We start from the raw sequence: 22,244 nt of genomic DNA, 5'->3' as shown, positions 1-22,244 counted from the left end.
CATTGGCGTTTCCAGGACCAGGTCAGGTGGTGTTGATCGTGCCGGTGAGGAGCAGGCAGAGGACCAGGGTGCCGAGCGCCACCCGGTAGAGGACGAACAGGTACAGGGTGTGGTGCGCGACGTAGCGCAGAAGCCAGGCGATGGCCGCGTACCCGATGCCGAAGGCGATCACCGTGGCGACGACCATCTGCGCCAGGCTCGGTGCGGCGGTGCCCGGCGCGGACGGCTCGAAGACGTCCGGGATGCTGAACACGCCGGAGATCACCACGGCCGGGATGGCCAGCAGGAACGAGTAGCGGGCCGCCGTCTCCCGGGTGAGGTTGAGCAGCAGGCCGGCGGTGAGTGTGCCGCCGGAGCGGGAGACGCCCGGGATCAGCGCCATGGCCTGGGCGAAGCCCATGATGACCCCGTCCCGCATCCGGAAGTTCTCCAGCGTGCGGGTCTGCCGTCCCCAGTACTCAGCGAAGGCCAGCACCATCGCGAAGACGATCAGCGTGCCGGAGATCAGGTACAGATTCCGGCCGGCGGTGCGGATCTGGTCCTTGAACAGCAGCCCGAAGATGCCGATCGGGATGGTGCCGACGATGACGTACCAGCCCATGCGGTAGTCGAGGCTGGACCGCACCGAGGGGTCGAACAGGCCGAGGACCCAGGTCCGGACGATCCGCCAGATGTCCTTGAAGAAGTAGATGAGCACCGCGGCCTCGGTGCCGAGCTGGGTCACCGCGGTGAACGACGCCCCGGCGTCCCGGCCGAAGAAGATCGCCGAGGTGATCCGCAGGTGCCCGGAGGACGAGACGGGCAGGAATTCCGTGAGCCCCTGGACGATGCCCAGGACGATGGCCTCGACCCAGGTCACTCGCCGACTCCGGAGAGGTCCAGCGCCTCGGCGACGGTCCGCAGGGTCTGCACGCCGCTGTCCCGGTCCGCCACGAACAGGGTCACCGACAGGGTGGTCACGCCTGCGGCGGCGTACTCCCGCATCCGCTCGGCGATGCGCTCCTTCGGGCCGAGCAGCGAGGTGCGGTCGATGAACTCCATCGGCACCGCGGCGGCGGCGTCGCGCTGCCGCTTGGCCAGGTAGAGGTCCTGCACCTCGCGGGCGGCGTCGCCGTAGCCCATCCGGGTGGCGAGCTGGTTGTAGAAGTTCTGCTGCCGGCTGCCCATGCCACCGACGTAGAGGGCGGCGTACCAGCGGACCAGCTCGGCGCAGGTGGCGATGTCGTCGCCGACCACCACGGGCACCGACGGGACGACGTCGAAGCCGGCCAGCTCCTTGCCGACCCTGGCCCGGCCGGCGCGGACCGAGGCGAGCTGCTCCTCGGCGAACTCGGGGGCGTAGAAGACGGCGAGCCAGCCGTCGGCGATCTCGCCGGCCAGCTCCAGGTTCTTCGGGCCGACGGCGGCCAAATAGATCGGGATGTGCTCGCGCGGCGGGTGGAAGCCCAGCCGCAGCGCCTTGCCCGGGCCGTCCGGCAGCGGCAGCGTGTAGTGCTCGCCGTCGTACGCGACCTCCTTACGGGCCACTGCCAGCTTCACGATGTCCACGTACTCCCGGGTGCGGGCCAGGGGCTTGGCGAAACGGACGCCGTGCCAGCCCTCGGACACCTGCGGGCCGGAGACGCCCAGGCCGAGCCGGAACCGGCCGCCGGAGAGGGCGTCGATGGTCGCCGCGGTCATCGCGGTCATCGCCGGGGTGCGGGCGGGGATCTGCATCACCGCGGCGCCGACGTCGATCCGCTCGGTCTGGCCCGCCATCCAGGCCAGCATGCTGGGCGAGTCGGAGCCGTAGGCCTCCGCCGCCCACACCACCGAGTAGCCGAGCCGATCCGCCTCCTGGGCCAGAGCCAGGTGGTCGGCCGGCGTGCTCCACGCCGTCTGGTATCCGAGGCTGAGCCCGAGTCGCACTGGTCCTCCCACCATCCGCACCACAGGTCGCATCAGGTTACGCAATGGGAGCGGTGCAGCGGATCACGGGCTCACCTCGAACACGTCACACCCGCCCGGCAGGTCGGGCAGGAACTTGACTCCGGGCGAGGATATCCGTGACGCCGGGTTCGAAATAAGGTTCACCCATGCAACAGCGACCGCTCGGCCGAAGCGGGCTGGCGGTTTCGCGGCTCGCGCTCGGCACCATGACCTGGGGACGGGACACCGATGCCGACGACGCGGCCGCCCAGCTGAAGAGTTACCTCGACGCGGGCGGCAACCTCGTGGACACCGCCGACGTGTACGCCGACGGCGACGCGGAGGCCGTGATCGGGTCCCTGCTGGGCAGCCTGGTGCCGCGCGACGATCTGCTCATCGCCACCAAGGCGGGGCTGCGCCCGGGCAGCGGCCGCCGCCGGGACAACTCCCGGGGGCACCTGCTGCGGACCCTGGAGGCCTCGCTGCGCCGGCTCGGCACCGACCACGTCGACCTCTGGCAGGTGCACGGGTACGACCCGGACACCCCGCTGGAGGAGACGCTCTCCGCGCTCGACCACGCGGTGTCCAGCGGCAAGGCCCGGTACGTCGGGGTGTCGAACTTCTCCGGCTGGCAGACCGCCCGCGCCGCCGCCTGGCAGGCCGCCTGGCCGGGGCGGGCCCCGGTGGTCGCCGCCCAGGTGGAGTACTCGCTGCTGGAGCGGGGCGTGGAGCGCGAGGTGCTGCCGGCCTGCGAGGCGATGGGGCTGGGCGTGCTGCCCTGGTCGCCGCTTGGCCGCGGGGTGCTCACCGGCAAGTACCGTAACGGCCGCCCGGCCGACTCCCGGGCGGTGTCGCCGCACTTCGAGCGCTTCGTCGCCACCTACCTGGAGCCGCGCTGCTCCAGCATCGTGGAGGCGGTGGCCATCGCGGCCGGCGGCCTGGGCGTGTCGCCGCTGGAGGTGGCGCTGGCCTGGGTCCGGGACCGGCCCGGGGTGACCGCGCCGATCCTCGGCGCCCGGACCGTGGGCCAGCTGCTCGGTGCACTGCAGGTGGAGCGGATGACCCTGCCGGAGGAGATCGTCATCGCGCTGGATGACGTCTCGGCGGTGCCGGTGGGCTACCCGGAGCGGGACGGCTGACCGGGCCGGGAGCGATGAGGGCGACGCGGGTCACCGTCAGGGGGTGGCGGCCGGTTGCGGAGCTGGGCAGCATAGAGGTCATGGACTACGAGTACGCGCCGCTACGGTTGCCTTCGAACGTTGATCGGTTGACCGCCGCGGCGCAGCTGGCGATCCAGGCGGAATTCTCCGGTTGGGAGTTGGCCCGGGTGCGGCTGTACCGGGACGGCACGCGGCAGGTCATGTTGCGCCGTCGCCGGGTCAACCAGCCGCAGCCGGGCCTCTCCTACTGACGGCGGGCCCGACGCGACCGTCCCGGGGCCGGCACCGCACGGTGGGCCCCGGGGCGTCGCTGCCTAGTGGGCGTGGTCGTGCTCCTCGTCGAGCTCCAGGAACGGGTGCTCGTCGAGCCGGCCGACCAGCCGGTCGTCGGCGGCCGGCTGGAACGGGCCGACCGGGTCGTCGTCGTCGAAGGACTCCAGGTCGACCGGGGTGCCGACCTCGCTGACCATGACCACGCCGTCGAGCGGCTCCAGCTCCGGCACGTCGAGCGCGGAGAGCGAGCCGTCGCCGCTCTGCAGCAGCTCCAGCACGGCCTCGCCGACCCCCTCGACCGCGGCCGGCTCGTCCTCCTCTGGGGTGCCCTCGCGGCGGGCCGCCTCGGCAGCCCGGATCAGCGCGGACACGCTGGGGACGCGGTAGTCCCGCCGCTGCCGCACCGAGACCACCCGCGGGTGCGGGTCGGTCGCCTCGACGCCCTCGGCCCCGCCGAAGCGCTCGTCGGCCTCGTCCGGGTCGATCGACTCGACGTCCCACGGTGTCACCTCGCCGAACGCGTCGAGCAGCTGCTCGTCGTACTCGAACGAGGCGTTGTTCAAATTGACGTACGCCTGCCAGACGGCGTCGTCGTCGATCCGGCCCTGGGCGGCGCGAACGGCGGCCAGGTGGGCGCGGGCCGCGTCGATCACCCGCTCGAGGGCGGCGTCCAGCTCACCGTGCTGGTCGGTCATGTGAGGCAGTCCCTTCGCGATGGGGGTGCTTCCGCGCCGGCGGTGACGCGACAGGCACGGTCAGCAGCTGCGGAGAAAGCGATCCAGAACCCGCACGCCGAACTGTAGTCCGTCCAGCGGAACCCGCTCGTCGATGCCATGGAACAGACCGGAGAAATTGAGGTCGGCGGGCAGCCGCAGCGGCGCGAAGCCGAAGCAGCGGATGCCGAGCTGGGAGAACGCCTTGGCGTCGGTGCCGCCGGAGAGCATGTACGGCACCGGGCGGGCGCCCGGGTCCTCGGCGCGCAGCGCGGCGGACATGGCCTCGACCAGGTCGCCGTCGAAGGTGGTCTCCAGGGCAGGCTGGCGCTGGATGTACTCGATGGCGATGTCCGGCCCGACCAGCTCGCGCAGCTGCCGCTCCAGCAGCTCGCTCTGGCCGGGCAGGCTGCGGCAGTCGATGGTGGCGGTGGCCCGGCCCGGGATGACGTTGTCCTTGTAGCCGGCGGCCAGCCGGGTCGGGTTGGCGGTGTTGCGGATGGTGGCGCCGATGATGTTGGCGATCGGGCCGAGCTTGGCGATCGCGGTCTCCGGGTCGTCCGGGTCGATCTCGATGCCGAGGACGTCGGAGACCTCCGCGAGGAACGCCCGTACGGTGTCGGTCAGCACCACCGGGAACCGGTGCCCGCCGATCCGGGCGACCGCCTCGGCGAGCGCCGTGACGGCGTTGTCGTCGTGCACCATCGAGCCGTGGCCGGGGCGGCCCTTGGCGTGCAGGCGCAGCCAGTCGATGCCCTTCTCGGCGGTCTCGATGAGGTAGAGCCGCCGGGACTCGTCCACCGAGTAGGAGAAGCCGCCGACCTCGCCGATCGCCTCGGTGCAGCCGTCGAAGAGGTGGCGGTGCCGCTTGGCGAGGAAGTGCGCGCCGTAGTCGCTGCCGGCCTCCTCGTCGGCGGTGAAGGCGAGCACGATGTCCCGGGACGGGCGGACCCCGGTGCGCTGCCAGCCGCGGACCACGGCCAGCACCATCGCGTCGAAGTCCTTCATGTCGATCGCGCCGCGGCCCCACAGGTAGCCGTCGCGGATCTCGCCGGAGAACGGGGGCACCGACCACTCGTCGGGGTCGGCGGGCACCACGTCGAGGTGGCCGTGCACGAGCAACGCGTCCCGGCCCGGGTCGGTGCCGGGGATCCGGGCGACCAGGTTGGCCCGGCCCGGCGCGGACTCGAGGAGTTCCGCGTCGACGCCGACCTCGGCGAGCTTTTCGGCGACGTACTCCGCGGCGCGCCGCTCCCCGACGCTGGTGTCGTTGTCCCCGGTGTTGGTGGTGTCGATGCGCAGCAGGTCGCGGCAGAGATCCACGACCTCGTCGGTGGGGTCGGGTCGGGCGGAGGCGGCGTCGCTCGTCATCGCTTCTTCATACCAGTCGGCCCGGCCGCCGGTCGGCCCCCCCGGGTGGGGGCGCGGTTTCGCGGATCGCGCGGGCGGGTACCGCCGGACCGCCACGCCCGTCGATCCGGGCCACCTGAGGAGGGCACCATGACCGTCCCCCTGCCGCCGCTGCCGCCCGCCGCCGACGACGCGTACCGGCCGGGCGGCCGGAGCCTGGCCGACCTCGTGGACCGCGAGCACCGCGCGCTGCTCGGGTTGGCCGGGCAGGTCACCGAGCCGGGCCTGGACGCGGCGCGCCGTCGCGAGGTGCTGGACGTGCTGACCGCCGCGGTGTCCCGGCACCTCTCCGCCGAGGAGCAGTATCTCTTCCCGGCCGCCCGGGCGGCGGTGCCGGACAGCGTCGACCTGGTGGAGCGGGAGATCGAGGCGGACGCCGCCCTGTTGACCGCGCTGAAGGGACTGTCCGGGCCGGACGACCCGGCGGTGGCCGACGTGGCCGACCGGGTGCGCCGGCACGTGAGCCGCGTCGCCGCGCTGATGACGCCGCTGCGCGAGGTGGCCAGCGACGCGGACCTGATCCGGCTGGGCAACCGGTGGCAGATCGCCGAGGAGGCGGCGCCGACCCGGCCGCACCCCGGCACCCCGGCCACCCCGCCCTGGAACAAGATCGTGGAGCCGGCGGTGGGCGTGCTGGACAAGGTGCGCGACGTGGTCACCGGGCGCCGGACCCGGCTGTCTGACCTGGAGCGACCCCGCGACGCCTGAACCCTGGCCCATACAGCTATACCGATGCCGGAGAGCCCTTCCGCCGACCCGCTCGGTGGTCCTACCGTCACCGTATGAATCTGGAGCTGCGACACCTGCGGGTGGTCTGCGCGATCGCGGAGACGGGGAGCGTCACCAAGGCCGCCTCGACGCTCGGCCTGGCCCAGCCGGCGCTGACCGCCCAGCTCCAGCGCATCGAGCGGGCCCTCGGCGGGCCGCTGTTCGAGCGGGACCGCCGGGGCGCCCGGCCCACCGCGCTGGGTGAGCTGGTGCTGGACCGGGCGCGGGTGCTGCTGCCGGCCATGAAGGGCCTGCAGGACGAGGCGGCCCGGCTGGCCGGGGCGGGCGACCTGCTGAGCCGGTACCGGTTCGGCGGGGTGAACAGCCCGATCCTGGGCCGGCTGGTGCACCGGCTCGCCGCCGAGCGCCCCGACGTGCAGATCAGCACGTACGCGTCCTGGTCGGTGGACGAGCTGGCCCAGCTGGTGGCCGGCGGGCGGCTCGACTTCGCGCTCACCGGAGTGTGCGGGGACGCCACCCCGTCCGCGGAGTCGGGGCTGAGCTGGCGGGAGGTGGCCGTCGACCCGGTCTTCGTGCTGCTGCCGCAGACCCATCCGATGGCCGACCGCGACGAGGTGCGCCTGGTCGACCTGCGCCGCGAGCAGTGGGTGGCCGCGCCCGGGGACGGCTGCTTCGGCGACTGCTTCGCGGCCGCCTGCGCCCGGGCCGGCTTCACCCCGCGCAAGGTCTACGAGGCCGACGTGCGGGCCTGCTTGGACCTGGTAGACGCGGGCGAGGGGGTGGCGCTGTGCCAGGCCACCTTCCGGCCGGTGGCCGGGCTGGTGACCCGCCGGCTGGCCGGGACGCCGCTGCGCTGGCGGCTGCTGCTCGGCTGGCACCCGGACGCCCCGGCGGCCCGGGTCGCCGAGCCGGTGCTGGAGACGGCGGTGGCGGCGTACACCGACGCGCTGGCCAACCACCCGGACTACCTGGCCTGGCTGCTGGCCCACCCGGACTTCGGCGCGCAGCCGACCACGGCGAGCGGGGTGCGAACCGCCTGAGCGCGGGTATCTGCCCGGCATGACTGATCTGTACCCCGCCGCCGACCAGCGGGAGCTGCTGCGCCAGGCGGCCGCCGCGCACACCGCCGCCTCCGCCGACCTGGAGGCGTTCCTGCGCCGGTTGCCGGAGGTGCCCGAGCCGGCCGACATCACCGAGTACGCCAACCTGCTCACCCGGGAGGAGCGGGCCCGCGGCGACCGGCAGGACGCGGCCGACGCCGCCGGACTGCAATTGCCCAGCATGGAATCCGAGTAGCCGGCCGACGGCGACGGCACCCGGGAGCAGAATCCCGGGCGCCGTCGCGTCGTGCCGTCAGCGTTCGACCAGGACCGCGCGGGGCGCGGCCAGCGTTTGACCAGGACCACGCGCGGCCCGCGGTCAGCGTTCGATGAGGACGTCGTGGCCGAGGTCGAGCAGGGAGTGCCGCCACTCGTCGTCGGCATTGCCCCGGCTCGGTTTCGCCGCGCTCAGCTCCCGGATCCGATCGACGGCGTCCCGCATCACCTCGATGTCCTCCGGGGTGAGGTCGACCTTCCGCTTCATGAGCACCTGGAGGATCCGCCGCCCCGGCTCGGGCAGGTCCAGGTCCGGGTCGGGGCCGAACGCCTCCTCCCCCGAGCCGCGGGTGAGCAGCCACTGCCGCAGCCGCTCGGAGGTGACGTTCACCTCGGCGTGGAAGTCGTCCCAGATCACCTCGACCTCGGGGTCGAGTCGCGCCTCGCGTACCATCACGCCTCCTCTCCCGACGGCGACCCGGACGGCGTCTGGTCGCCCTCGCCCTTGTCGGTGTGCTGCTTCAGGCCCTCCGGCGGCACCTTGACCCGGGCCGGGTTGGCCGTCGGGGGCGCGACGATGGGTTCGGTGCGTTCCGTGTCCTCGCGGGTCTCCTCGGGTTCGGTCATGTCCGCCCTCCGATCCGTCGGGGCTCGGGCGTCTTCCCTCATCGCGGATGGGACGTCGCCGCGGCGGTGTACCCGCGGTCGCTGGCGCCCACCTCGATGGCGAGCTGGCCGTCCCGCGCGTCGACGGTGACCTGCTGGCCGGGCGAGATCTCGTTCTCCAGCAGCATCCGGGAAAGCCGGTTGTCGACCTCGCGCTGGATCACCCGGCGCAGCGGCCGGGCGCCGAACTCGGGCTGGTAGCCGTGCTCGGCCAGCCAGTCCACCCCGGCGGTGGTGAACTCGATTCGGATGTCCTGGGCGTGCAGCCGGCGGCGGGTCTCCTCCAGCAGCAGCCCGGTGATCTGGCGCAGCTGCTCGGCCTCCAGCCGCTGGAAGATGATCACCTCGTCGATCCGGTTGATGAACTCGGGCCGGAAGTTCTCCTGGAGGCGGCGCATCAGCCGCTCGCGGAGTTCGCTGGTCTCCTGCTCGCCGGGTTCGCCGGCGCCGAAGCCGACGGTGCGCTGGGTGCCGGTGATCAGCTCCGAGCCGAGGTTGCTCGTCATGATCAGCACGGTGTTCTTGAAGTTCACCGTGCGCCCCTGGCTGTCGGTGAGCCGCCCGTCGTCGAGCACCTGGAGCAGGATGTTGAACACGTCCGGGTGGGCCTTCTCGATCTCGTCGAGCAGCACCACCGCGTACGGGCGGCGGCGCACCGCCTCGGTGAGCTGGCCGGCCTCCTCGTAGCCGACGTACCCGGGGGGCGCGCCGACCAGCCGGCTGACGGTGTGCCGCTCCTGGAACTCGCTCATGTCGACCCGGACCATCCGGTCGGCCTCGCCGAACAGCGCCTCGGCGAGGGCCCGGGCCAGCTCGGTCTTGCCGACGCCGGTGGGGCCGAGGAAGAGGAAGCTGCCCATCGGCCGGTTCGGGTCGGCCAGCCCGGTACGCGAGCGGCGCACGGCCTCGGCCACGGCGCTGACCGCCTCGTCCTGGCCGACCACCTTCTCGTGCAGGTGCCCCTCAAGGCGCAGCAGCCGGTCCCGTTCCTCCTCGGTGAGCTGGTTGACCGGGATGCCGGTGGCCCGGGAGACCACCTCGGCGATCTCCTTCGGCCCGACCTCGGGCACGTGGTTGGGGCCCTCGTCGCCGCGGGCGCGGCGGACCTGGTCCTCCAGCTCGGCGAGCCGGTCGCGCAGCGTGGACGCCCGCTCGTACTGCTCGTCGGAGACGGCCTGCTCCTTGTTCCGGCGTACCTCGTCGAGCTGTTGCTCCAGGTCGCGCACGTCAGCGGCCGGGGTGCGGGTGCGCAGCCGGACCCGGGCGCCGGCCTGGTCGATCAGGTCGATCGCCTTGTCGGGCAGGTACCGGTCGGTGACATAGCGGTCGGAGAGTTCGGCGGCGGCGACCAGCGCCTCGTCGGTGAAGCGGACCTGGTGGTGCGCCTCGTACCGGTCACGCAGGCCGCGCAGGATGGCGACGGTGTCCTCGACGGTGGGCTCGGGGACCAGCACCGGCTGGAACCGGCGGGCCAGCGCGGCGTCCTTCTCGATGCTCTTGCGGTACTCGTCCAGCGTGGTCGCGCCGATCACCCGCAGCTCGCCGCGGGCCAGGGCGGGCTTGAGCATGTTGGACGCGTCCATGCCGCCCTCGCTGCCGGCGCCGCCCGCGCCGACCAGGGTGTGGATCTCGTCCAGGAAGACGATCAGCTCCTCGCGGTGGGCGCGGATCTCGTCGATCACCTTCTTGAGCCGTTCCTCGAAGTCGCCCCGGTAGCGGGTGCCGGCGACCAGGCCGGCCAGGTCGAGCTGGATGACCCGCTTGCCGATCAGCGTCTGCGGGACGTCGCCGTCGCAGATCCGCTCGGCGAGCCCCTCCACGATGGCGGTCTTCCCGACGCCGGCCTCGCCGATCAGCACCGGGTTGTTCTTGGTCCGCCGGGACAGGATCTCCACGGCCTGCTCGATCTCGTCGGCCCGGCCGATCACCGGGTCGATCTGGTCCATCCGGGCCAGGTCGGTGAGGTCCTGGCCGTACTGGTCGAGGGTGGGGGTGCCCCGGTCGGGCTTCGGGCCGGTGCCCGGGCCACGCTCGGCGCTGGCCGCCTGGAGCGACTCGGGCTGGATCCGCCCGGCGGCGAGCATCCGGCCGGCCGGCGACTCCGGGTTGAGCGGCAGCGCCATGAGGATGTGCTCGGGGCCGATGTAGTTGGCGCCCATGGCCCGGGAGAGCTGGTGCGCGTCGAGCAGCGCCCGCTTGGCCGCCGGGGTGAGCGACAGGTTCGGCGGCACCTCCCCCTGGGGCGCCCCTTCACCGCGCCCGCCGAGCGCGTTGACCAGCGCGTCCGGGTCGGCGCCGGCCCGGCGGACCAGGTCACGCAGCGGCTCGCGCTGCAACGCCGCCCACAACAGGTGGTCGGTGTCCAGGTCGTTGCTGTGCTTCTGGGCCGCGCGGCGCGCCGCGTCGGCCAGCATCTCCCGCGCGTCGGCGGTCATCAGCCGGGTGATATCGACCCGGTGCGCCGGCCGGCGTCCCCCCTCGCCCCGCCCGAAGTACCGGGCCAGGAACTCGTCCCACGGGTCGTTGCCGAAGTCACCGGGTCCCATCATCTCTGTCCTCCGCAGTCGGTCGGCACGGCCGCCGGGGCGCGACAAGGCGCGGCACGGTCGGCGGTGGCTACCCGGCGGTCGGCGCGGCAAACGCGGGTGGGTGGCACGCTGGGGGCATGGAGACCAGACCGCTGCTGATCGTCGACGGCGCGAACGTGGTCGGCTCGCGGCCGGACGGCTGGTGGCGGGACCGGGCCGGGGCGGCCGCCCGGCTGCGGGACAGGCTGGTGCCCCTGGTGGAGGCGGGCGTGCCGCCGGAGCTGCCGCCGCCGGTGGAGGTGGTGCTGGTGGTGGAGGGCGCGGCCCGGGACGTTCCCGCGGTGCCCGGGGTCGCCGTGGTGTCCGCGCCGGGCTCCGGCGACGACACCATGGTCGAGCTGGTCGCGGCCGCGCCGGACCGCCGCCGGCTGGTGGTCACCGCCGACCGGGAGCTGCGGGCCCGGGTGGGCGCGCTCGGGGCCGAGGTGTACGGACCGCGCTGGCTGCCCCGCTGACCGGTCTCCGGGACGCCGGCGCGTCCCGTGGACGGGACCCGAGGGTTCGCCGCCGGGACCGACCGGTACCGCACACAGCGCCTTTGCGCACGTCAGGGCGGTAATCGGACAGCCGGGCACGAACGCCGCGAGGGCGGATGTTCGCCCACCCGTCGGGATGGGTTGTAATGGAGATCTCCCCGCCCCCAGGAGGTCCCCGTGGCGAGCGTCGCCGAGCTGAAGGCAGCCATCGATGTGGCTCTCCAGCAGATAGGAGACGGGCAGACCGCGGTGCAGGCGGCCGGCGAGAAGCTGGCCGAGGCGCAGCAGACCCTGGCCGGCGCGCTGGAGGGCAGCGGCCACGAGACCGTCGAGGCGGCCCAGGCCTCGCTGACCCAGGCCAGCCAGGAACTGGAGGAGTGCCTCGCCGCCACGCTGGTGGCGGTCGAGCAGGCGCAGCTCTACGTCTCGACCCTCTGAGGAACGGTCGTGTCCATCATCGAGGACATCGGCGCCCAGGTCCGGGCCGCCGCCGAGGAACTGCCCCTGGCCCAGCTCGCCGCCGCCCTGGAGAAGTTCGGCCAGGCCACCGAGCGGCTGCGCTGGGTGCGCCAGGAGTCGGCCGACCCGATGGGGGTGCCGGAGCTCTCCGCGGCGACCGAGCACGCCGAGACCGCCGGCTACGCGCTGCGCGTGGCGCAGGAGCAACTGTCGGCGTACCTGGCCGCGATCGGGCTGGCCGCCGACGGGGCGCCCGCGCCGAAGGGCACGGACCGCCGGCCGAGGCACGACGCGGCCCGTGGCGAGGTGACGCCCCCGGCACCGGACGCCGCCGCGGCACGGGACGACCAGCCGGCGGTGCGGCGCTGGTGGGCCGTGCGGGTGGCGGAGCTGACCGGCGGCCGGGAGGGCGCGCCGGACGAGCCGGACGAGCGGGTCGAGGACTCCCGCGAGCTGCTGCGCCGGGTGGTGACCGGGATCCGCGCCGGCGACCGGGACCGGCTGCACCGCGAGCTGCGCCGGGCGCACGCCGACGTCGGGCTGGGGCTGGCCGCGATCGCCCCGCCGATGCTGCGCGGCCTGGCCGGCGAGCTGCTCGGCCACCCGCCGCGCGCCGACGACCTGGGCCGGCTGCGCCGGGAGCTGGACGGGCGGGTCCGCGATCTGCTGCCCGGGTTGCCCCCGCCGGTGCTGGACACCCTGCTCACCCGGGTCTGCCGGATGCCCCCGCCACGCCGGGCCGACGACCAGGAGCAACCGCACGCCGCCGACCCGGCGGTCACCGCCGGGGTGGTCACCGGGGTGCTGCTCGACCGCCTCGGCCGGGACCTGCCGAAGGACACCGGGGATCGGGAGCCGTCCCGTGGTTGACGTCCGCGCGCAACTGGTGACGCGGGTCCGGGGGATGCTCTCCGAGGCCCTGGGCGCCACCCGGAACCGGCTCGCCGCCGCCGACGCCGACCTGATTGCCGGCCGGGAGCGGCTGGCCCGGGTGCGGCGCGCCGCCGCGGCCGTACCCGAGCGGGTGGGCGCGCAGCGGGACCGGCGGCTCGCCGAGATCGACGCCCGGCACGCCGCCCGGATCGCCGAGCTGGCCCGCCGCGCCGCCGACGCCGCCGGGCGGGAGGCCCCGGGCGCGGCGTCCGCGCCGTGGGACCGCTGGCAGGCCACCCCCGCCGGCCGGGCCGAGCCACCCGGCGCGGTCCGGGTCGGCACGGTACGCATCCCCGGCGCCGAGCCGGTGCCGGCGCTGGTCACGCTGCTCGACGCCGGGCACGTGCACCTCGCCGGCAGTGACCGGGAGGGCGTCGCCGCGGTGGTGCCCGCGCTGCTGCTGCGCTCGGTCGGCCGGGCCGACCCCGGCGCGGTCCGGCTCTTCGGGTACGACCCGGAGCACCTGGGCGGCGGGCTGGCCGGGTTCGCCCCGCTCGGCACCGCCGGGCTGCTCACCTTCGTCGGCCCGGGTGGCCTGGGCCGGCTGCTCGACGACCTGGTGGAACAGATCCGCCGGATCAACGAGACCGTGCTGGCCGGCGAGTACGGGTCGCTGCGCGAGCTGGCCGCCGCGACCGGCCGGCGCCCGGAGCCGTGGCGGGTGGCGGTGCTGCTCGGCGGCGACGAGTTGTCCCGGCACGAGCGCGGCCAGCTGGACCGGGTGGCGCGTACCGGGGCGGCCTGCGGCGTGCACCTGGTGGTCCGCGGCATCGACCTGCCCGACGGTCCGACGGTCACCCGGCTCGTGGTGGACCCGGACGACGCCCGGATCGGCGGCCTGCCGGCGGTGCTCGACCCGCCGCCGCCCGCCGGGCTGGTCACCGAGACCTGCCGCACGGTGGCCTCCCGGGTCAACGCCGGTCCGCCGCCGGCGCCCTTCACCGACCTGCTCCCCCCGCCCGGGGAGTACTGGCGGGAGGACTCGGCGCACGGGCTGACCGCGCCGATCGGCGACGGCCCGCACGGGCGGCCGGTGCTGCTCACCCTCGGCGACTACCCGCCGCACGCGCTGATCGGCGGCCCGTCCGGCACCGGCAAGACCAACCTGATCTTCGCCTGGATCGGCGCGCTGGCCGCCCGCTACTCCCCCGCCGAGCTGGAGTTCTACCTGCTCGACTTCAAGGAGGGGGTGTCCTTCGCCCGGTTCGCCCAGGGCCGGCGGGACCCGAGCTGGCTGCCGCACATGCGGCTGGTCGGGATCAACGTGAACACCGACCGGGAGTTCGGCCTGGCGCTGCTGCGGTTCCTCGCCGAGGAGCTGCGCCGCCGGGCCGACGCGGCGAAGAAGCACGAGGTCACCAAGCTGGCGGAGTTGCGCGCGGTGGACCCGACCGGGCACTGGCCGCGGATCGTGGCGGTGGTCGACGAGTTCCAGGCGCTGCTCGCCGGCCGGGACGTGGTCGCCCGGGAGGCCGCCGACCTGCTGGAGGACCTGGCCCGGCGCGGCCGGTCGCAGGGCATCCACCTGGTGCTCGCCTCGCAGGACGTGCGCGGCATCGAGGCGCTGTGGGGGCGGCCCGCCCTGGTCGCCCAGTTCACCCTGCGCATCGCGCTGCCCAAGGCGCTGCGCATCCTGGCCGAGCGCAACGACGCGGCCCAGTCACTGCCCCGGCACCACGCCGTGGTCAACGCCGAGTCGGGTCTGGCCGAGGGGAACGAGGTGGCCCGCGTCCCGTCGGCGAGCGACTGGGAGACGTGGAGCGAACTCCAGCACCGGCTGTGGCGGATGCGCCCGCAGGACGCGGCCCCGGCCCGGCTCTTCGACGGCGACGCGATCCCGAAGCTGGCCGAGGCGCCCGACTTCCGCGCGCTCACCGCCCCAGAGCAGGGGGTGCCGCGCACCCCGGTGGCGCTGCTCGGCGAGATCATCGACGTGCAGGCCCGCTCGGCGGCGCTGCGGCTGCCCCGGGCCCCCGGGCGGAACCTGGCCGTGCTCGGCACCCGGGTCGACGAGGCGTGCGCCGTACTCGACGCCGCCGCCCGCTCGCTCGCTCGGCAGTACCGGCCCGGCACCGCCCGGTTCTCCATCGCCTGCCTCGACCAGGACGCCGACCCGGCCGCCCGCGCCCTCTACGAGGACCTGGCCGACGACGCCGCCTGGTACGACGAGGAGACGGTGCCGGAGCTGATGGCGGAGGTGGGCGACGCGCTCGGCGCCCCGGGCACCCCGCAGACCCCGCACTTCCTGCTGCTCTACGCGGTCGACGCGGCGGCCGGGCAGCTCGCCGGGAAGGCCGGCCGGCGGACCGGGCTGGAGCAGCTGCGCCGGATCCTGCACGACGGGCCGGAGCGGCGTACCCACGTGCTGGCCTGGTGGCGCGGAGTGGCCCGGATGCGCGTCGACCTGGGCGGGCCGGCGGCCCGCACCGACCAGATCGGCGCCTGGGTGGCGCTCGACGTGCAGGGCGCCGAGCTGGGCTCCTCGCTCTACCCGGGCACCGGCGGGCCGGACTGGTACCCCCGCCCGTGGCGGGGCCTCTACTTCGACCGGGCGGTGCACCGCACGGGACAGGTGATCATCCCTTATGGTCCCTCCCGATGAACGCACCGGTCTCCAGTGACACGTACACCGCCCAGATCCGCCGGCTGGCTGACCTGAGCGCCCGGGTGGCCGCCCAGCGCGCCGAGGCGCACGGCTGGTACGCGCAGCAGGTCGCCGCCGCCGACCGGGCGGTGGCCGACGCCGCCGAGCAGGTGCGGCGGGCCGAGGCGGAGGTGACCGAGGCGCAGCGGATGGTGGAGCGGGTCGACGCCGAGGTCGCCCATCTGTGGGGGCAGCTCCGGGCCCGGATCGGCGCCGGTGGGCGGCGGCTGGGAAACCCGCCCGGGCCGGCCCCGGACGCCACCGGCGACCCGGTGCCGCTGCTGCGCGGGGTACGCGAGCTGCTGGAGCGGACCCGACAGCCGGGCGAGCTGCCCAGCTCGGCGAACCCGCTGCTGGTCGGCTGCGGGATCGGCGGCGCGCTGGTGGCGTACGCCCTGGGCGCGGGGGCGCGGGCGCTGGGCGCCGGCTCGGGTGGGGACCTGGCGGTCGGCATGCCGGTGCTGGCGCTGGTGGTGACGCTGCTCGGCCCGCTGGTCGGGTTGGCGCCGGCCCGCCTGCTCGCCGACCGCCGGCACGCCGTGCTGACCCCCCGTCCGATCATCCTGGTCGCGGCCGCAGGCCTGGCGACCACCGCCCTCCTGCTGACCCTCACCTTCACCCGCTGACCCGGGGTTGGGGGGTCAGGCCGGGGTGAGGACGGCTTCTTTGAGGAGGCGGCGGGCCAGGACCAGGCGGTCGGCGTCGTCGTCCAGGCCCGGTAGGTCGCCGACCCGGGTGACCTCGCCGGCGAGCAGCGCGCGCAGCGCCGGCTCGCAGGTGCCGGGCAGGGTCACGGTGCGGTCGAACAGGCGCAGCGCCACCTTCCCGTCCCCGGCCGGGGTGAGCTGCCAGCGCAGGCCGGCCCGGGGCGCGACCCGGCTGTCCGCGTCGAGGGTGGCCAGGGCGGCGGCCTGGGCGAGGGGCCGGATCGGCGCCGGGCGGGCGGCGGGCCAGGCCCGGGCGCGCAGCCGCGCGGCCACTGCGGCCGGGTCGGCCCGCAGCAGCCAGTCGCGCAGCGCCTCCACGGTCTCGGTCAGCTCGGGCTCGATGGCGTCCGGGTCGGCCACGTCGACACCGAACGGCAGCCCGGCGCGCAGCCGGGCGTCCTCGGCGGCGAGGGCCAGCAGCTCCTCGACCAGGGCGTACCGGGTCAGCGCCCGGATGCCGACGGTCAGGTGCAGCGAGCTGGACTCCTGCGCCTGGGCGCTGTGCAGCCAGCCGCGCGGCAGGTAGAGCGCATCGCCGGGTTCGAGCACCACGTCCAGCGCGGGCCGGCCCTCGGCGGTGGCGGCCACCTCGTCGGCCCGGCCGCCCCAGGCCTGCTTCTCGTGCGGGTCGGGCAGCACGGGCGGGTGGATCCGCCAGTGCTTGCGCCCGTCGACCTGGAGCACGAACACGTCGTGGGTGTCGTAGTGGGTGGCGAAACCCTGGCTGCCGGCCGGCGTCAGGTAGGCGTTGACCTGCAACGGCTGAACCAGCGCGGTGCCCAGGTCGCGGGCGAAGTCGACCAGCGCCGGCCAGGTCCGGTGCAGGCCCTGGAGGACCAGGGTCGCGCCGTCGACGTACAGGGCCAGGATCTTCTCGTCGAGGACCTGGTCGTCGACCTCGGCGCCCGCGCCGCCGCCGCCGGTCCAGCGCGCCGCCGGCACCAGTTGGCCGTCCTTGGCGACCCGCAGGAACGGGGTACGCAGGCCGCGCCGGCTGAGCAGCTCATCGGCGTCGGCGGGGCTGAGCAGGTCGGTGAAGCCGGCCGGGTTGGGCAGCTCGGCCGCCCGGGACAGCAGCGGGCTGCGCCCCCAATGGTCGGCGGCGAACTTGGCCGGCTCGACGGCCACGCAGCGCGCAAGGGCCTCGGTCGCGGAAGACGCAACCGCCGGGCGGCTGCGGCCGCCCGGCGGGTCGAGGTGCGTCATGGCCATCCGTCAGGCGCTGCCGTCGGCGCCGCCGTCGCGCTGACCGGGGGTCGCGCCGCCGTCGGCCGGACCCTCGGCGCTGCCGTCCGCGCCGCCGTCGTGCTGCCCCGGGGTCGCGCCACCGTCGGCCGGGCCCTCCGCACCGCGGTCGGCACCCTGGTCGGCGCCGCGCTCCGCGCCACGGTCGGCACCGCCGTCGGCGCCACCGTCCTGCTGGCCCGGGGTCGCGCCACCGTCGGCCGGACCCTCGGCACCGCCGCCGCTGGTGGTCTGCATGTCGTCGTCGTTGAGTGCCATGGGTCTCCCTCGGTGTGCCGCCCCGTCGTCGGGGTCCGTGTGCAGCGGGTGGTACCCCACGCCCGATCTCCTCTAACCACACCGTAGACGCCGGGGCCCGGCCGCACGGACGGTTCGCCGGGCCCCCGGCACAGGTCACCCGTTGCGGCAGGTCACGCCGTCGTGCCCCCGGTGGCGCGGGTCCGCCGGGCGGCGGGCGGCCGCGTCCGGTGCCAGGATGGCGGGAAGGGATCACGCGGGAAGGGGGTGGCCGTGGGGCAGCCGGAGCCGTTGACGCCGCTGGCCGAGAACTGGCAGCGGGCGCTCGCCGTGGTGGCCCACCCGGACGACCTGGAGTTCGGCGCGGCCGCCGCGGTGGCCCGCTGGACCGGGCAGGGCAAGCAGGTCGTCTACTGCCTGCTCACCAGCGGCGAGGCGGGCATCGACGGGATGCCGCCGGAGCGCAGCCGGGTGCTGCGGGAAGAGGAGCAACGGGCCTCCGCCGCCGTGGTGGGGGTGGACACCGTGGAATTCCTCGGCCTCCCCGACGGGCTGCTGGAGTACGGGGTGGCGCTGCGCCGCGAGATCGCCGCGGTGGTGCGCCGGCACCGCCCGGACATCGTGCTCACCAACAACTTCCGGGACACCTGGGACGGCGCGTACGCGCTCAACCAGGCCGACCACATCGCCTGCGGCCGCGCCACCCTGGACGCGGTCCGCGACGCCGGCAACCGGTGGATCTTCCCGGAGCAGCTCGCCGACGGGGTGCAGCCGTGGTCGCGGGTCCGCGAGGTGTGGGCGGCCGGCTCCCCGCAGGCCCGGCACGGGGTGGACGTGACCGCCACCTTCGACCGCGGGGTGGCGTCGCTGCGGGCACACGGGGCGTACCTGAGCGGGCTCGGCGACGGCGATTTCGACGCCGAGGAGTTCCTCGAGGGGCTGGCCCGGCCGGCCGGCACCCGGCTGGGCGTCCGCTACGGGGCCGCCTTCGAGGTGTTCCGGATCGACCTCGCCTAGGCGGCCGCGATGATCCTGGTGGGCACCTCGGGCTGGCAGTACCGGGACTGGCGGGAGCGCTTCTACCCGGCGAAGCTGCCGCAGCGGCTCTGGCTGGAGCACTTCGCGGCGCGGTTCGCCACGGTCGAGGTGAACAACGCCTTCTACCGGCTGCCCGAGCGGGACACCTTCGTGGCCTGGCGGGACCGCACGCCGGACGACTTCTGCGTGGCGGTGAAGATGAGCCGCTACCTCACCCACATCAAGCGGCTGCGGGACCCGGCCGAGCCGGTGGTCCGCTTTCTGGACCGGGCCACCGGGCTGGGCGACCGGCTGGGCCCGGTGCTGGTGCAGCTTCCGCCCACCATGCGGGCCGATCCGGCGGCCCTGGACGCGACGCTGCGGCTGTTCCCGCCGAATGTCCGGGTGGCGGTCGAGCCGCGGCACCCGTCCTGGTGGACCGACGACACCCGGCGCGTCCTGGAGCGCCACCGGGCGGCGCTGGTCTGGGCGGACCGGCTCAGCCGGCCGGTCACCCCGCTGTGGCGCACCACCGACTTCGGCTACCTGCGGCTGCACGAGGGCCGGGCCCGGCCCTGGCCCCGCTACGGCCGCGCCGCGCTGGCCACCTGGGTGCGCCGGCTGGCCACCGCCTTCCCGGCCGGCGAGCCGTCGTACGTCTACTTCAACAACGACCCGGGCGGGGCGGCGATCGTCGACGCGGTGGCCTTCGCCGGGCTGGCCCGGCGGGCCGGGCTGCCGGTCACCCGGACGCCGCCGGCCCGCCCCGCCGGAGTGGCGGAGCGGGCCGGGGACGGCTCCGGTCAGGGAATCAGCTGACCCAGGTCCTGCGGCATGTTGGACTTCACGTCCTGCCACTCGCCCTGCGTCACGTGCCGGCGCAGGGTGTCGAGCACCACCTGCACCACCCGCTGAGGACCGCCCTCCACGTCGTACGGGAAGCCCTGGCGGACCTCGTAGAGGAAGTCGTCGCGGTTCAGCTTGATCGGCACGTTTTCCGGCTGCCAGCCGTCGAAGTAGATGCCCCGCAGCAGCACCGGCAACTGTTGGGCGAACTCGGTGCTCTCCTGCACCGGCATCCGGTCCCGCAACAGGTGCAGCACCGTGCGCAGCGCCGCGTAGGACTGGTTGCGCTGCTCCTTCGGCCAGCCGTACGCCGACTCGATCTCCTTGAGGATCACGTTCGTCTTGTCCAGCGAGGACTCGAACGCGGAAATCAGCTGCTCAGCCATCTGCCCACCCCCGTGCATCGGTTTCCCAGCGTCGGTCGTCGGTGCGTCCCGGCGGCCCACTGGGCCCCCGCCAGAGCCGGGTCGGGCTGAACCGACCGGGCCGCTCGCCCCGCCGGGGCAGGTCGGACCTGCCGACCACGTGCAGCACCCCGCCGCGGCGTCGATCCGCTACGACCCGCACCGTCATGACCCCACCTCCTCCTCGGGCGCGCGGTCGTGTCGGTCGACGGACCGCGCACACCGTCCATGCTGCTCAGGCATCGGGTGAGGCGGCCTCACCCCGGGCGGGTGAACCGTCAGTCGGCGTCGAGCAGACCGGCCAGGGTGGTAGCGTTGCGCTGCGCGTAGTCGCGGTAGCAGTTGTTCATCAGCACGTGGGTCCGCTCGGCCTCACCGGCCAGTTCGCGCAGCTTCGGCGCCCAGTCACGCAGCTCCCGGTCGGAGTAGTCGTAGCCGAACTTCTCGTGGATGTCCTTGCTGGTCCATTTGTCGCTGTGCCCGTGGAAGCGGACCACTGCGAGGTCCGCGGTGGCCGCCAGCACCGGGGGCACGGACGACTTGTGCCCCTGCGGCATGTCCACGCAGACGAACGGCAGTTCGTGCTGCCGCAGGAAACCCAGCGTCTCCTCGGCGTTGTCGCCGTCGAACCAGGAGGCGTGCCGGAACTCGAAGACCGGCCGCAGCGGTTCGCACCGCCGGGCCACCTCCAGCAGGTACTGCTTGTTGTCCCGCCGGATGGTGAACCACGGCGGGAACTGGAACAGGATGGCGCCCAGCTTGCCGGCCTCGACCAGCGGGTCGAGGGCGGACAGGAAGCGGGTCCAGACCTCCTCGTACGCCTGCGGCGGCAGGTCGTCCGGGTAGAGGTTCTTCTTCTCCGTCTCGGGGCGTAGGTCCTTGTAGAGCGCGGACACCCGGGTCGGGTGTCCGGTCAGCAGGCTGAACGCCTTGACGTTGAAGGTGAAGCCGGGTGGGGTGCGCTCCACCCAGAGCCGCGCGGTCCGCTCGGCCGGCGGCGAGTAGTAGGTGGCGTCCACCTCGACCAGCGGGAACTGCCGGGCGTAGTAGGACAGCCGCTTCTCCGGTGTGTCGGCGCCGGCCGGGTACCAGCCGGAGTCGAGCAGGGTCCGGTCGGTCCAGGAGGCGGTGCCCACCTTGATGTCACCCATCTGGCGAGTCCACCGCTACCGGGACCGACCGGCAACCCGGGCCTCGCTCAGGCCGCCCGCCGCTCGCGGGTCTGCTTGCAGGACACGCAGGAGGTGGCGGACGGGAAGATCTCCAGCCGCTCCACCGGGATCGGCGCGGAGCAGCCCTCGCAGAAGCCGTAGGTGCCCTCGTCGAGCCGGGTGAGCGCGTGCTCGAACTGGGCGCGCCGGTCCAGGATGGTGCGCAGCAGGGACTGGGCGGTGTCCCGCTCGGCGGTCTTGGTGCCGCTGTCGGCCTGGTCGTCGCCGGCGGTGTCGCCGACCTCGACCAGCCGGAGCACCTGGCTCTGCAGCACGGCCTGCTCGTACTCCGCGGTCAGCTCGTCGTACCGCGACTTCAGGGACTGCCGGATCTGGTCGACCTCCGCCTGGGAGCGGCCCGTGGCTGTCGTGTCGTGGACGAGCATCGCTGCCTGCCTTTCCTGGGGCCTCATACCGGTCCGGGGCGGCGAGCGCCCCGGAACGTGGTCCGATGGATGCACGGACGAGATCACCCGTGCTCTGTGAGCCGGGCGATTACCCGCCCGCTACGCGGGTCAAACCGGGGACTTCCGCGTTCTTCGTCGCCGTTCGTGCGCTGTTGCGCCGCCGGACCGTCCCCGTCCGGGCCGGCCCGGCGCCGGTCGTCCGGAACGCGCTGTTCGTCCGGAGTCAGCCGACCTCGACCAGGGCGGGGTGCCGGGGATCGTCGGCGCGGACCACCACGTCGGCGAAGGAGGCCGGGTCGACCTCGTCGGCGTACCGGGCGAAGGCGGGCAGGGTCCAGCGCTGTTCCGGATCGGTCCGCCGGTGCAGGGCCGCCGGGGAGAGCACCAGGTGGACGGCGACGTCGAACGGCAGGCCGCCGCCGAGCAGCAGTGCGCCGCTGACCAGGACCACCCCGCCGGGCGGCAGGTCGACGTACGGGGCGCGGCTGGCCCGGTCGGCGGCGGCGTCCCAGAGCGACGGGAGCAGCCGCCCGGAGCCGTCCGGGCCGGCCGGGTCGAGCACCTCCCGGCGCAGGCCGGCCTCGTCGACCCAGCCCTCGTAGTAGGCGTCCGGGTTGGTCCGCCCGTGCTCCAGGCGGATCGACGCCGGGCGGAGGAAGTCGGCGGCCCGGACGTGCAGCACCGGGCGGCCGGCGGCGCGCAGCGGTTCGACCAGGGCGGCGGCGAGGGCGTCCGGCTCGGCGGCCGGCGGCCCGTCCACGGCCACCCGCAGCCGGCCGGGCACGGCGGCGCCGGTGAGCCGGTCGGTCAGCTCGGTGACGAGAAGCTCGGGCGTGATGGGGCGGACGCGCATCCGACCATCCTGCCCGGCGGGCGGGACGGCTCACCACGCGAT

Annotated in this window: 25 protein-coding genes; 12 read left to right on the top strand and 13 right to left on the bottom strand. The window is 74.6% G+C overall.

Annotation, left to right across the window (positions count from 1 at the left end):
• Positions 1–22: 22 nt before the first annotated feature.
• Together AC0OLQ_RS14235 and AC0OLQ_RS14230 are read right to left on the bottom strand one after the other, a co-directional pair.
• Complete coding sequence (locus AC0OLQ_RS14235) at positions 23–859, bottom strand: undecaprenyl-diphosphate phosphatase (RefSeq protein WP_484531696.1); 837 nt, start codon at positions 857–859, stop codon at positions 23–25.
• Positions 856–1,908 (bottom strand): LLM class F420-dependent oxidoreductase, encoded by a 1,053-nt coding sequence (locus AC0OLQ_RS14230; RefSeq protein ID WP_484531695.1) that lies wholly within the window; start codon positions 1,906–1,908, stop codon positions 856–858. Before AC0OLQ_RS14230 ends, AC0OLQ_RS14235 begins: the two co-directional genes overlap by 4 nt.
• Before the next feature lie 167 nt (positions 1,909–2,075).
• On the opposite strand from AC0OLQ_RS14230, the gene AC0OLQ_RS14225 reads away from it, so the two are divergent.
• Together AC0OLQ_RS14225 and AC0OLQ_RS14220 are read left to right on the top strand one after the other, a co-directional pair.
• On the top strand, positions 2,076–3,047 hold the full coding sequence (locus tag AC0OLQ_RS14225) for an aldo/keto reductase (protein WP_484531694.1): 972 nt from the start codon (positions 2,076–2,078) through the stop codon (positions 3,045–3,047).
• Between the two features lie 80 nt (positions 3,048–3,127).
• On the top strand, positions 3,128–3,319 hold the full coding sequence (locus AC0OLQ_RS14220) for a DUF5703 family protein (RefSeq protein WP_091265978.1): 192 nt from the start codon (positions 3,128–3,130) through the stop codon (positions 3,317–3,319).
• Positions 3,320–3,382: 63 nt separating this feature from the next.
• On the opposite strand, the gene AC0OLQ_RS14215 is transcribed toward AC0OLQ_RS14220, so the two are convergent.
• Entirely contained in the window at positions 3,383–4,036 is a 654-nt protein-coding gene (locus AC0OLQ_RS14215) for a hypothetical protein (RefSeq protein ID WP_357336618.1), read from the bottom strand.
• 60 nt (positions 4,037–4,096) lie between these two features.
• Positions 4,097–5,425, bottom strand: coding sequence for a M20/M25/M40 family metallo-hydrolase (locus tag AC0OLQ_RS14210; RefSeq protein WP_484531693.1), 1,329 nt, complete (start codon positions 5,423–5,425; stop codon positions 4,097–4,099).
• Between the two features lie 129 nt (positions 5,426–5,554).
• Between AC0OLQ_RS14210 and AC0OLQ_RS14205 the strand changes: the two genes are divergently transcribed.
• The 3 genes from AC0OLQ_RS14205 (at position 5,555) to AC0OLQ_RS14195 (ending at position 7,489) form a co-directional block, all read left to right on the top strand.
• Positions 5,555–6,172 carry a hemerythrin domain-containing protein gene (locus AC0OLQ_RS14205; protein ID WP_484531692.1) on the top strand — a complete coding sequence of 206 codons (618 nt, stop codon included), beginning with the start codon at positions 5,555–5,557 and terminating at the stop codon, positions 6,170–6,172.
• A 74-nt stretch (positions 6,173–6,246) separates the two neighbouring features.
• Positions 6,247–7,233 carry a LysR family transcriptional regulator gene (locus tag AC0OLQ_RS14200; RefSeq protein ID WP_484531691.1) on the top strand — a complete coding sequence of 329 codons (987 nt, stop codon included), beginning with the start codon at positions 6,247–6,249 and terminating at the stop codon, positions 7,231–7,233.
• 19 nt (positions 7,234–7,252) lie between these two features.
• Entirely contained in the window at positions 7,253–7,489 is a 237-nt protein-coding gene (locus AC0OLQ_RS14195) for a hypothetical protein (protein WP_189194473.1), read from the top strand.
• A 123-nt stretch (positions 7,490–7,612) separates the two neighbouring features.
• On the opposite strand, the gene AC0OLQ_RS14190 is transcribed toward AC0OLQ_RS14195, so the two are convergent.
• The 3 genes from AC0OLQ_RS14190 to AC0OLQ_RS14180 are packed head-to-tail and all read right to left on the bottom strand — an operon-like array spanning position 7,613 to position 10,724.
• Positions 7,613–7,963 (bottom strand): DUF3140 domain-containing protein, encoded by a 351-nt coding sequence (locus AC0OLQ_RS14190; RefSeq protein ID WP_484532348.1) that lies wholly within the window; start codon positions 7,961–7,963, stop codon positions 7,613–7,615.
• Positions 7,963–8,136, bottom strand: a complete 174-nt coding sequence (locus tag AC0OLQ_RS14185) for a hypothetical protein (protein WP_484531690.1) — start codon at positions 8,134–8,136, stop codon at positions 7,963–7,965. Before AC0OLQ_RS14185 ends, AC0OLQ_RS14190 begins: the two co-directional genes overlap by 1 nt.
• Positions 8,137–8,174: 38 nt before the next feature.
• A complete protein-coding gene (locus AC0OLQ_RS14180; RefSeq protein WP_484531689.1) occupies positions 8,175–10,724 on the bottom strand; it encodes an ATP-dependent Clp protease ATP-binding subunit in 2,550 nt (849 codons plus the stop codon).
• Positions 10,725–10,840: 116 nt separating this feature from the next.
• Here AC0OLQ_RS14180 and AC0OLQ_RS14175 point away from each other — a divergent pair, with 116 nt between their 5' ends.
• From AC0OLQ_RS14175 to AC0OLQ_RS14155, 5 genes are all read left to right on the top strand, one after another.
• Positions 10,841–11,218, top strand: coding sequence for a hypothetical protein (locus tag AC0OLQ_RS14175; protein WP_484531688.1), 378 nt, complete (start codon positions 10,841–10,843; stop codon positions 11,216–11,218).
• A gap of 198 nt (positions 11,219–11,416) precedes the next feature.
• Complete coding sequence (locus AC0OLQ_RS14170; protein WP_007076395.1) at positions 11,417–11,677, top strand: hypothetical protein; 261 nt, start codon at positions 11,417–11,419, stop codon at positions 11,675–11,677.
• A 9-nt stretch (positions 11,678–11,686) separates the two neighbouring features.
• The gene (locus AC0OLQ_RS14165) at positions 11,687–12,568 is read left to right on the top strand and encodes a hypothetical protein (protein ID WP_484531687.1); all 882 of its coding nucleotides are present in this window, start codon (positions 11,687–11,689) and stop codon (positions 12,566–12,568) included.
• Positions 12,561–15,233, top strand: a complete 2,673-nt coding sequence (locus AC0OLQ_RS14160; protein WP_484531686.1) for an FtsK/SpoIIIE domain-containing protein — start codon at positions 12,561–12,563, stop codon at positions 15,231–15,233. The genes AC0OLQ_RS14165 and AC0OLQ_RS14160 overlap by 8 nt, the downstream gene beginning before the upstream one ends.
• Entirely contained in the window at positions 15,230–15,901 is a 672-nt protein-coding gene (locus AC0OLQ_RS14155) for a hypothetical protein (RefSeq protein ID WP_484531685.1), read from the top strand. The genes AC0OLQ_RS14160 and AC0OLQ_RS14155 overlap by 4 nt, the downstream gene beginning before the upstream one ends.
• A gap of 15 nt (positions 15,902–15,916) precedes the next feature.
• On the opposite strand, the gene AC0OLQ_RS14150 is transcribed toward AC0OLQ_RS14155, so the two are convergent.
• Both AC0OLQ_RS14150 and AC0OLQ_RS14145 read right to left on the bottom strand, forming a co-directional pair.
• Positions 15,917–17,188: a cupin domain-containing protein gene (locus AC0OLQ_RS14150; protein WP_484532347.1), complete on the bottom strand. Its 1,272-nt coding sequence runs from the start codon at positions 17,186–17,188 to the stop codon at positions 15,917–15,919.
• A 9-nt stretch (positions 17,189–17,197) separates the two neighbouring features.
• Positions 17,198–17,485, bottom strand: coding sequence for a hypothetical protein (locus AC0OLQ_RS14145; RefSeq protein WP_357336588.1), 288 nt, complete (start codon positions 17,483–17,485; stop codon positions 17,198–17,200).
• Between the two features lie 252 nt (positions 17,486–17,737).
• On the opposite strand from AC0OLQ_RS14145, the gene AC0OLQ_RS14140 reads away from it, so the two are divergent.
• Both AC0OLQ_RS14140 and AC0OLQ_RS14135 read left to right on the top strand, forming a co-directional pair.
• Positions 17,738–18,481, top strand: a complete 744-nt coding sequence (locus tag AC0OLQ_RS14140) for a PIG-L deacetylase family protein (protein ID WP_484531684.1) — start codon at positions 17,738–17,740, stop codon at positions 18,479–18,481.
• Between the two features lie 9 nt (positions 18,482–18,490).
• On the top strand, positions 18,491–19,300 hold the full coding sequence (locus AC0OLQ_RS14135) for a DUF72 domain-containing protein (RefSeq protein ID WP_484531683.1): 810 nt from the start codon (positions 18,491–18,493) through the stop codon (positions 19,298–19,300).
• Here AC0OLQ_RS14135 and AC0OLQ_RS14130 read toward each other — a convergent pair.
• From AC0OLQ_RS14130 to AC0OLQ_RS14115, 4 genes are all read right to left on the bottom strand, one after another.
• The gene (locus tag AC0OLQ_RS14130; RefSeq protein ID WP_357336581.1) at positions 19,285–19,713 is read right to left on the bottom strand and encodes a DUF2267 domain-containing protein; all 429 of its coding nucleotides are present in this window, start codon (positions 19,711–19,713) and stop codon (positions 19,285–19,287) included. The genes AC0OLQ_RS14135 and AC0OLQ_RS14130 overlap by 16 nt on opposite strands.
• Positions 19,714–20,009: 296 nt before the next feature.
• Positions 20,010–20,882 (bottom strand): DUF72 domain-containing protein, encoded by an 873-nt coding sequence (locus AC0OLQ_RS14125; RefSeq protein ID WP_484531682.1) that lies wholly within the window; start codon positions 20,880–20,882, stop codon positions 20,010–20,012.
• 47 nt (positions 20,883–20,929) lie between these two features.
• Positions 20,930–21,328, bottom strand: coding sequence for a TraR/DksA family transcriptional regulator (locus AC0OLQ_RS14120; protein ID WP_357336577.1), 399 nt, complete (start codon positions 21,326–21,328; stop codon positions 20,930–20,932).
• 244 nt (positions 21,329–21,572) lie between these two features.
• On the bottom strand, positions 21,573–22,202 hold the full coding sequence (locus AC0OLQ_RS14115) for a nucleoside/nucleotide kinase family protein (protein WP_484531681.1): 630 nt from the start codon (positions 22,200–22,202) through the stop codon (positions 21,573–21,575).
• Between the last annotated feature and the right edge of the window lie 42 nt (positions 22,203–22,244).

It is taken from the genome of Micromonospora sp. Utrum1 (assembly GCF_057197805.1).
This window is presented reverse-complemented; position numbering and strand designations above follow the sequence as displayed.

Coding starts and splice junctions, on each gene's coding strand:
- AC0OLQ_RS14225 (WP_484531694.1), top strand. CDS start 2,076: ATGCAACAGCGACCGCTCGGCCGAAGCGGGCTGGCGGTTTCGCGGCTC.
- AC0OLQ_RS14220 (WP_091265978.1), top strand. CDS start 3,128: ATGGACTACGAGTACGCGCCGCTACGGTTGCCTTCGAACGTTGATCGG.
- AC0OLQ_RS14215 (WP_357336618.1), bottom strand. CDS start 4,036: ATGACCGACCAGCACGGTGAGCTGGACGCCGCCCTCGAGCGGGTGATC.
- AC0OLQ_RS14210 (WP_484531693.1), bottom strand. CDS start 5,425: ATGACGAGCGACGCCGCCTCCGCCCGACCCGACCCCACCGACGAGGTC.
- AC0OLQ_RS14205 (WP_484531692.1), top strand. CDS start 5,555: ATGACCGTCCCCCTGCCGCCGCTGCCGCCCGCCGCCGACGACGCGTAC.
- AC0OLQ_RS14200 (WP_484531691.1), top strand. CDS start 6,247: ATGAATCTGGAGCTGCGACACCTGCGGGTGGTCTGCGCGATCGCGGAG.
- AC0OLQ_RS14195 (WP_189194473.1), top strand. CDS start 7,253: ATGACTGATCTGTACCCCGCCGCCGACCAGCGGGAGCTGCTGCGCCAG.
- AC0OLQ_RS14190 (WP_484532348.1), bottom strand. CDS start 7,963: ATGGTACGCGAGGCGCGACTCGACCCCGAGGTCGAGGTGATCTGGGAC.
- AC0OLQ_RS14185 (WP_484531690.1), bottom strand. CDS start 8,136: ATGACCGAACCCGAGGAGACCCGCGAGGACACGGAACGCACCGAACCC.
- AC0OLQ_RS14180 (WP_484531689.1), bottom strand. CDS start 10,724: ATGATGGGACCCGGTGACTTCGGCAACGACCCGTGGGACGAGTTCCTG.
- AC0OLQ_RS14175 (WP_484531688.1), top strand. CDS start 10,841: ATGGAGACCAGACCGCTGCTGATCGTCGACGGCGCGAACGTGGTCGGC.
- AC0OLQ_RS14155 (WP_484531685.1), top strand. CDS start 15,230: ATGAACGCACCGGTCTCCAGTGACACGTACACCGCCCAGATCCGCCGG.
- AC0OLQ_RS14150 (WP_484532347.1), bottom strand. CDS start 17,188: ATGACGCACCTCGACCCGCCGGGCGGCCGCAGCCGCCCGGCGGTTGCG.
- AC0OLQ_RS14145 (WP_357336588.1), bottom strand. CDS start 17,485: ATGGCACTCAACGACGACGACATGCAGACCACCAGCGGCGGCGGTGCC.
- AC0OLQ_RS14135 (WP_484531683.1), top strand. CDS start 18,491: ATGATCCTGGTGGGCACCTCGGGCTGGCAGTACCGGGACTGGCGGGAG.
- AC0OLQ_RS14130 (WP_357336581.1), bottom strand. CDS start 19,713: ATGGCTGAGCAGCTGATTTCCGCGTTCGAGTCCTCGCTGGACAAGACG.
- AC0OLQ_RS14125 (WP_484531682.1), bottom strand. CDS start 20,882: ATGGGTGACATCAAGGTGGGCACCGCCTCCTGGACCGACCGGACCCTG.
- AC0OLQ_RS14120 (WP_357336577.1), bottom strand. CDS start 21,328: ATGCTCGTCCACGACACGACAGCCACGGGCCGCTCCCAGGCGGAGGTC.
- AC0OLQ_RS14115 (WP_484531681.1), bottom strand. CDS start 22,202: ATGCGCGTCCGCCCCATCACGCCCGAGCTTCTCGTCACCGAGCTGACC.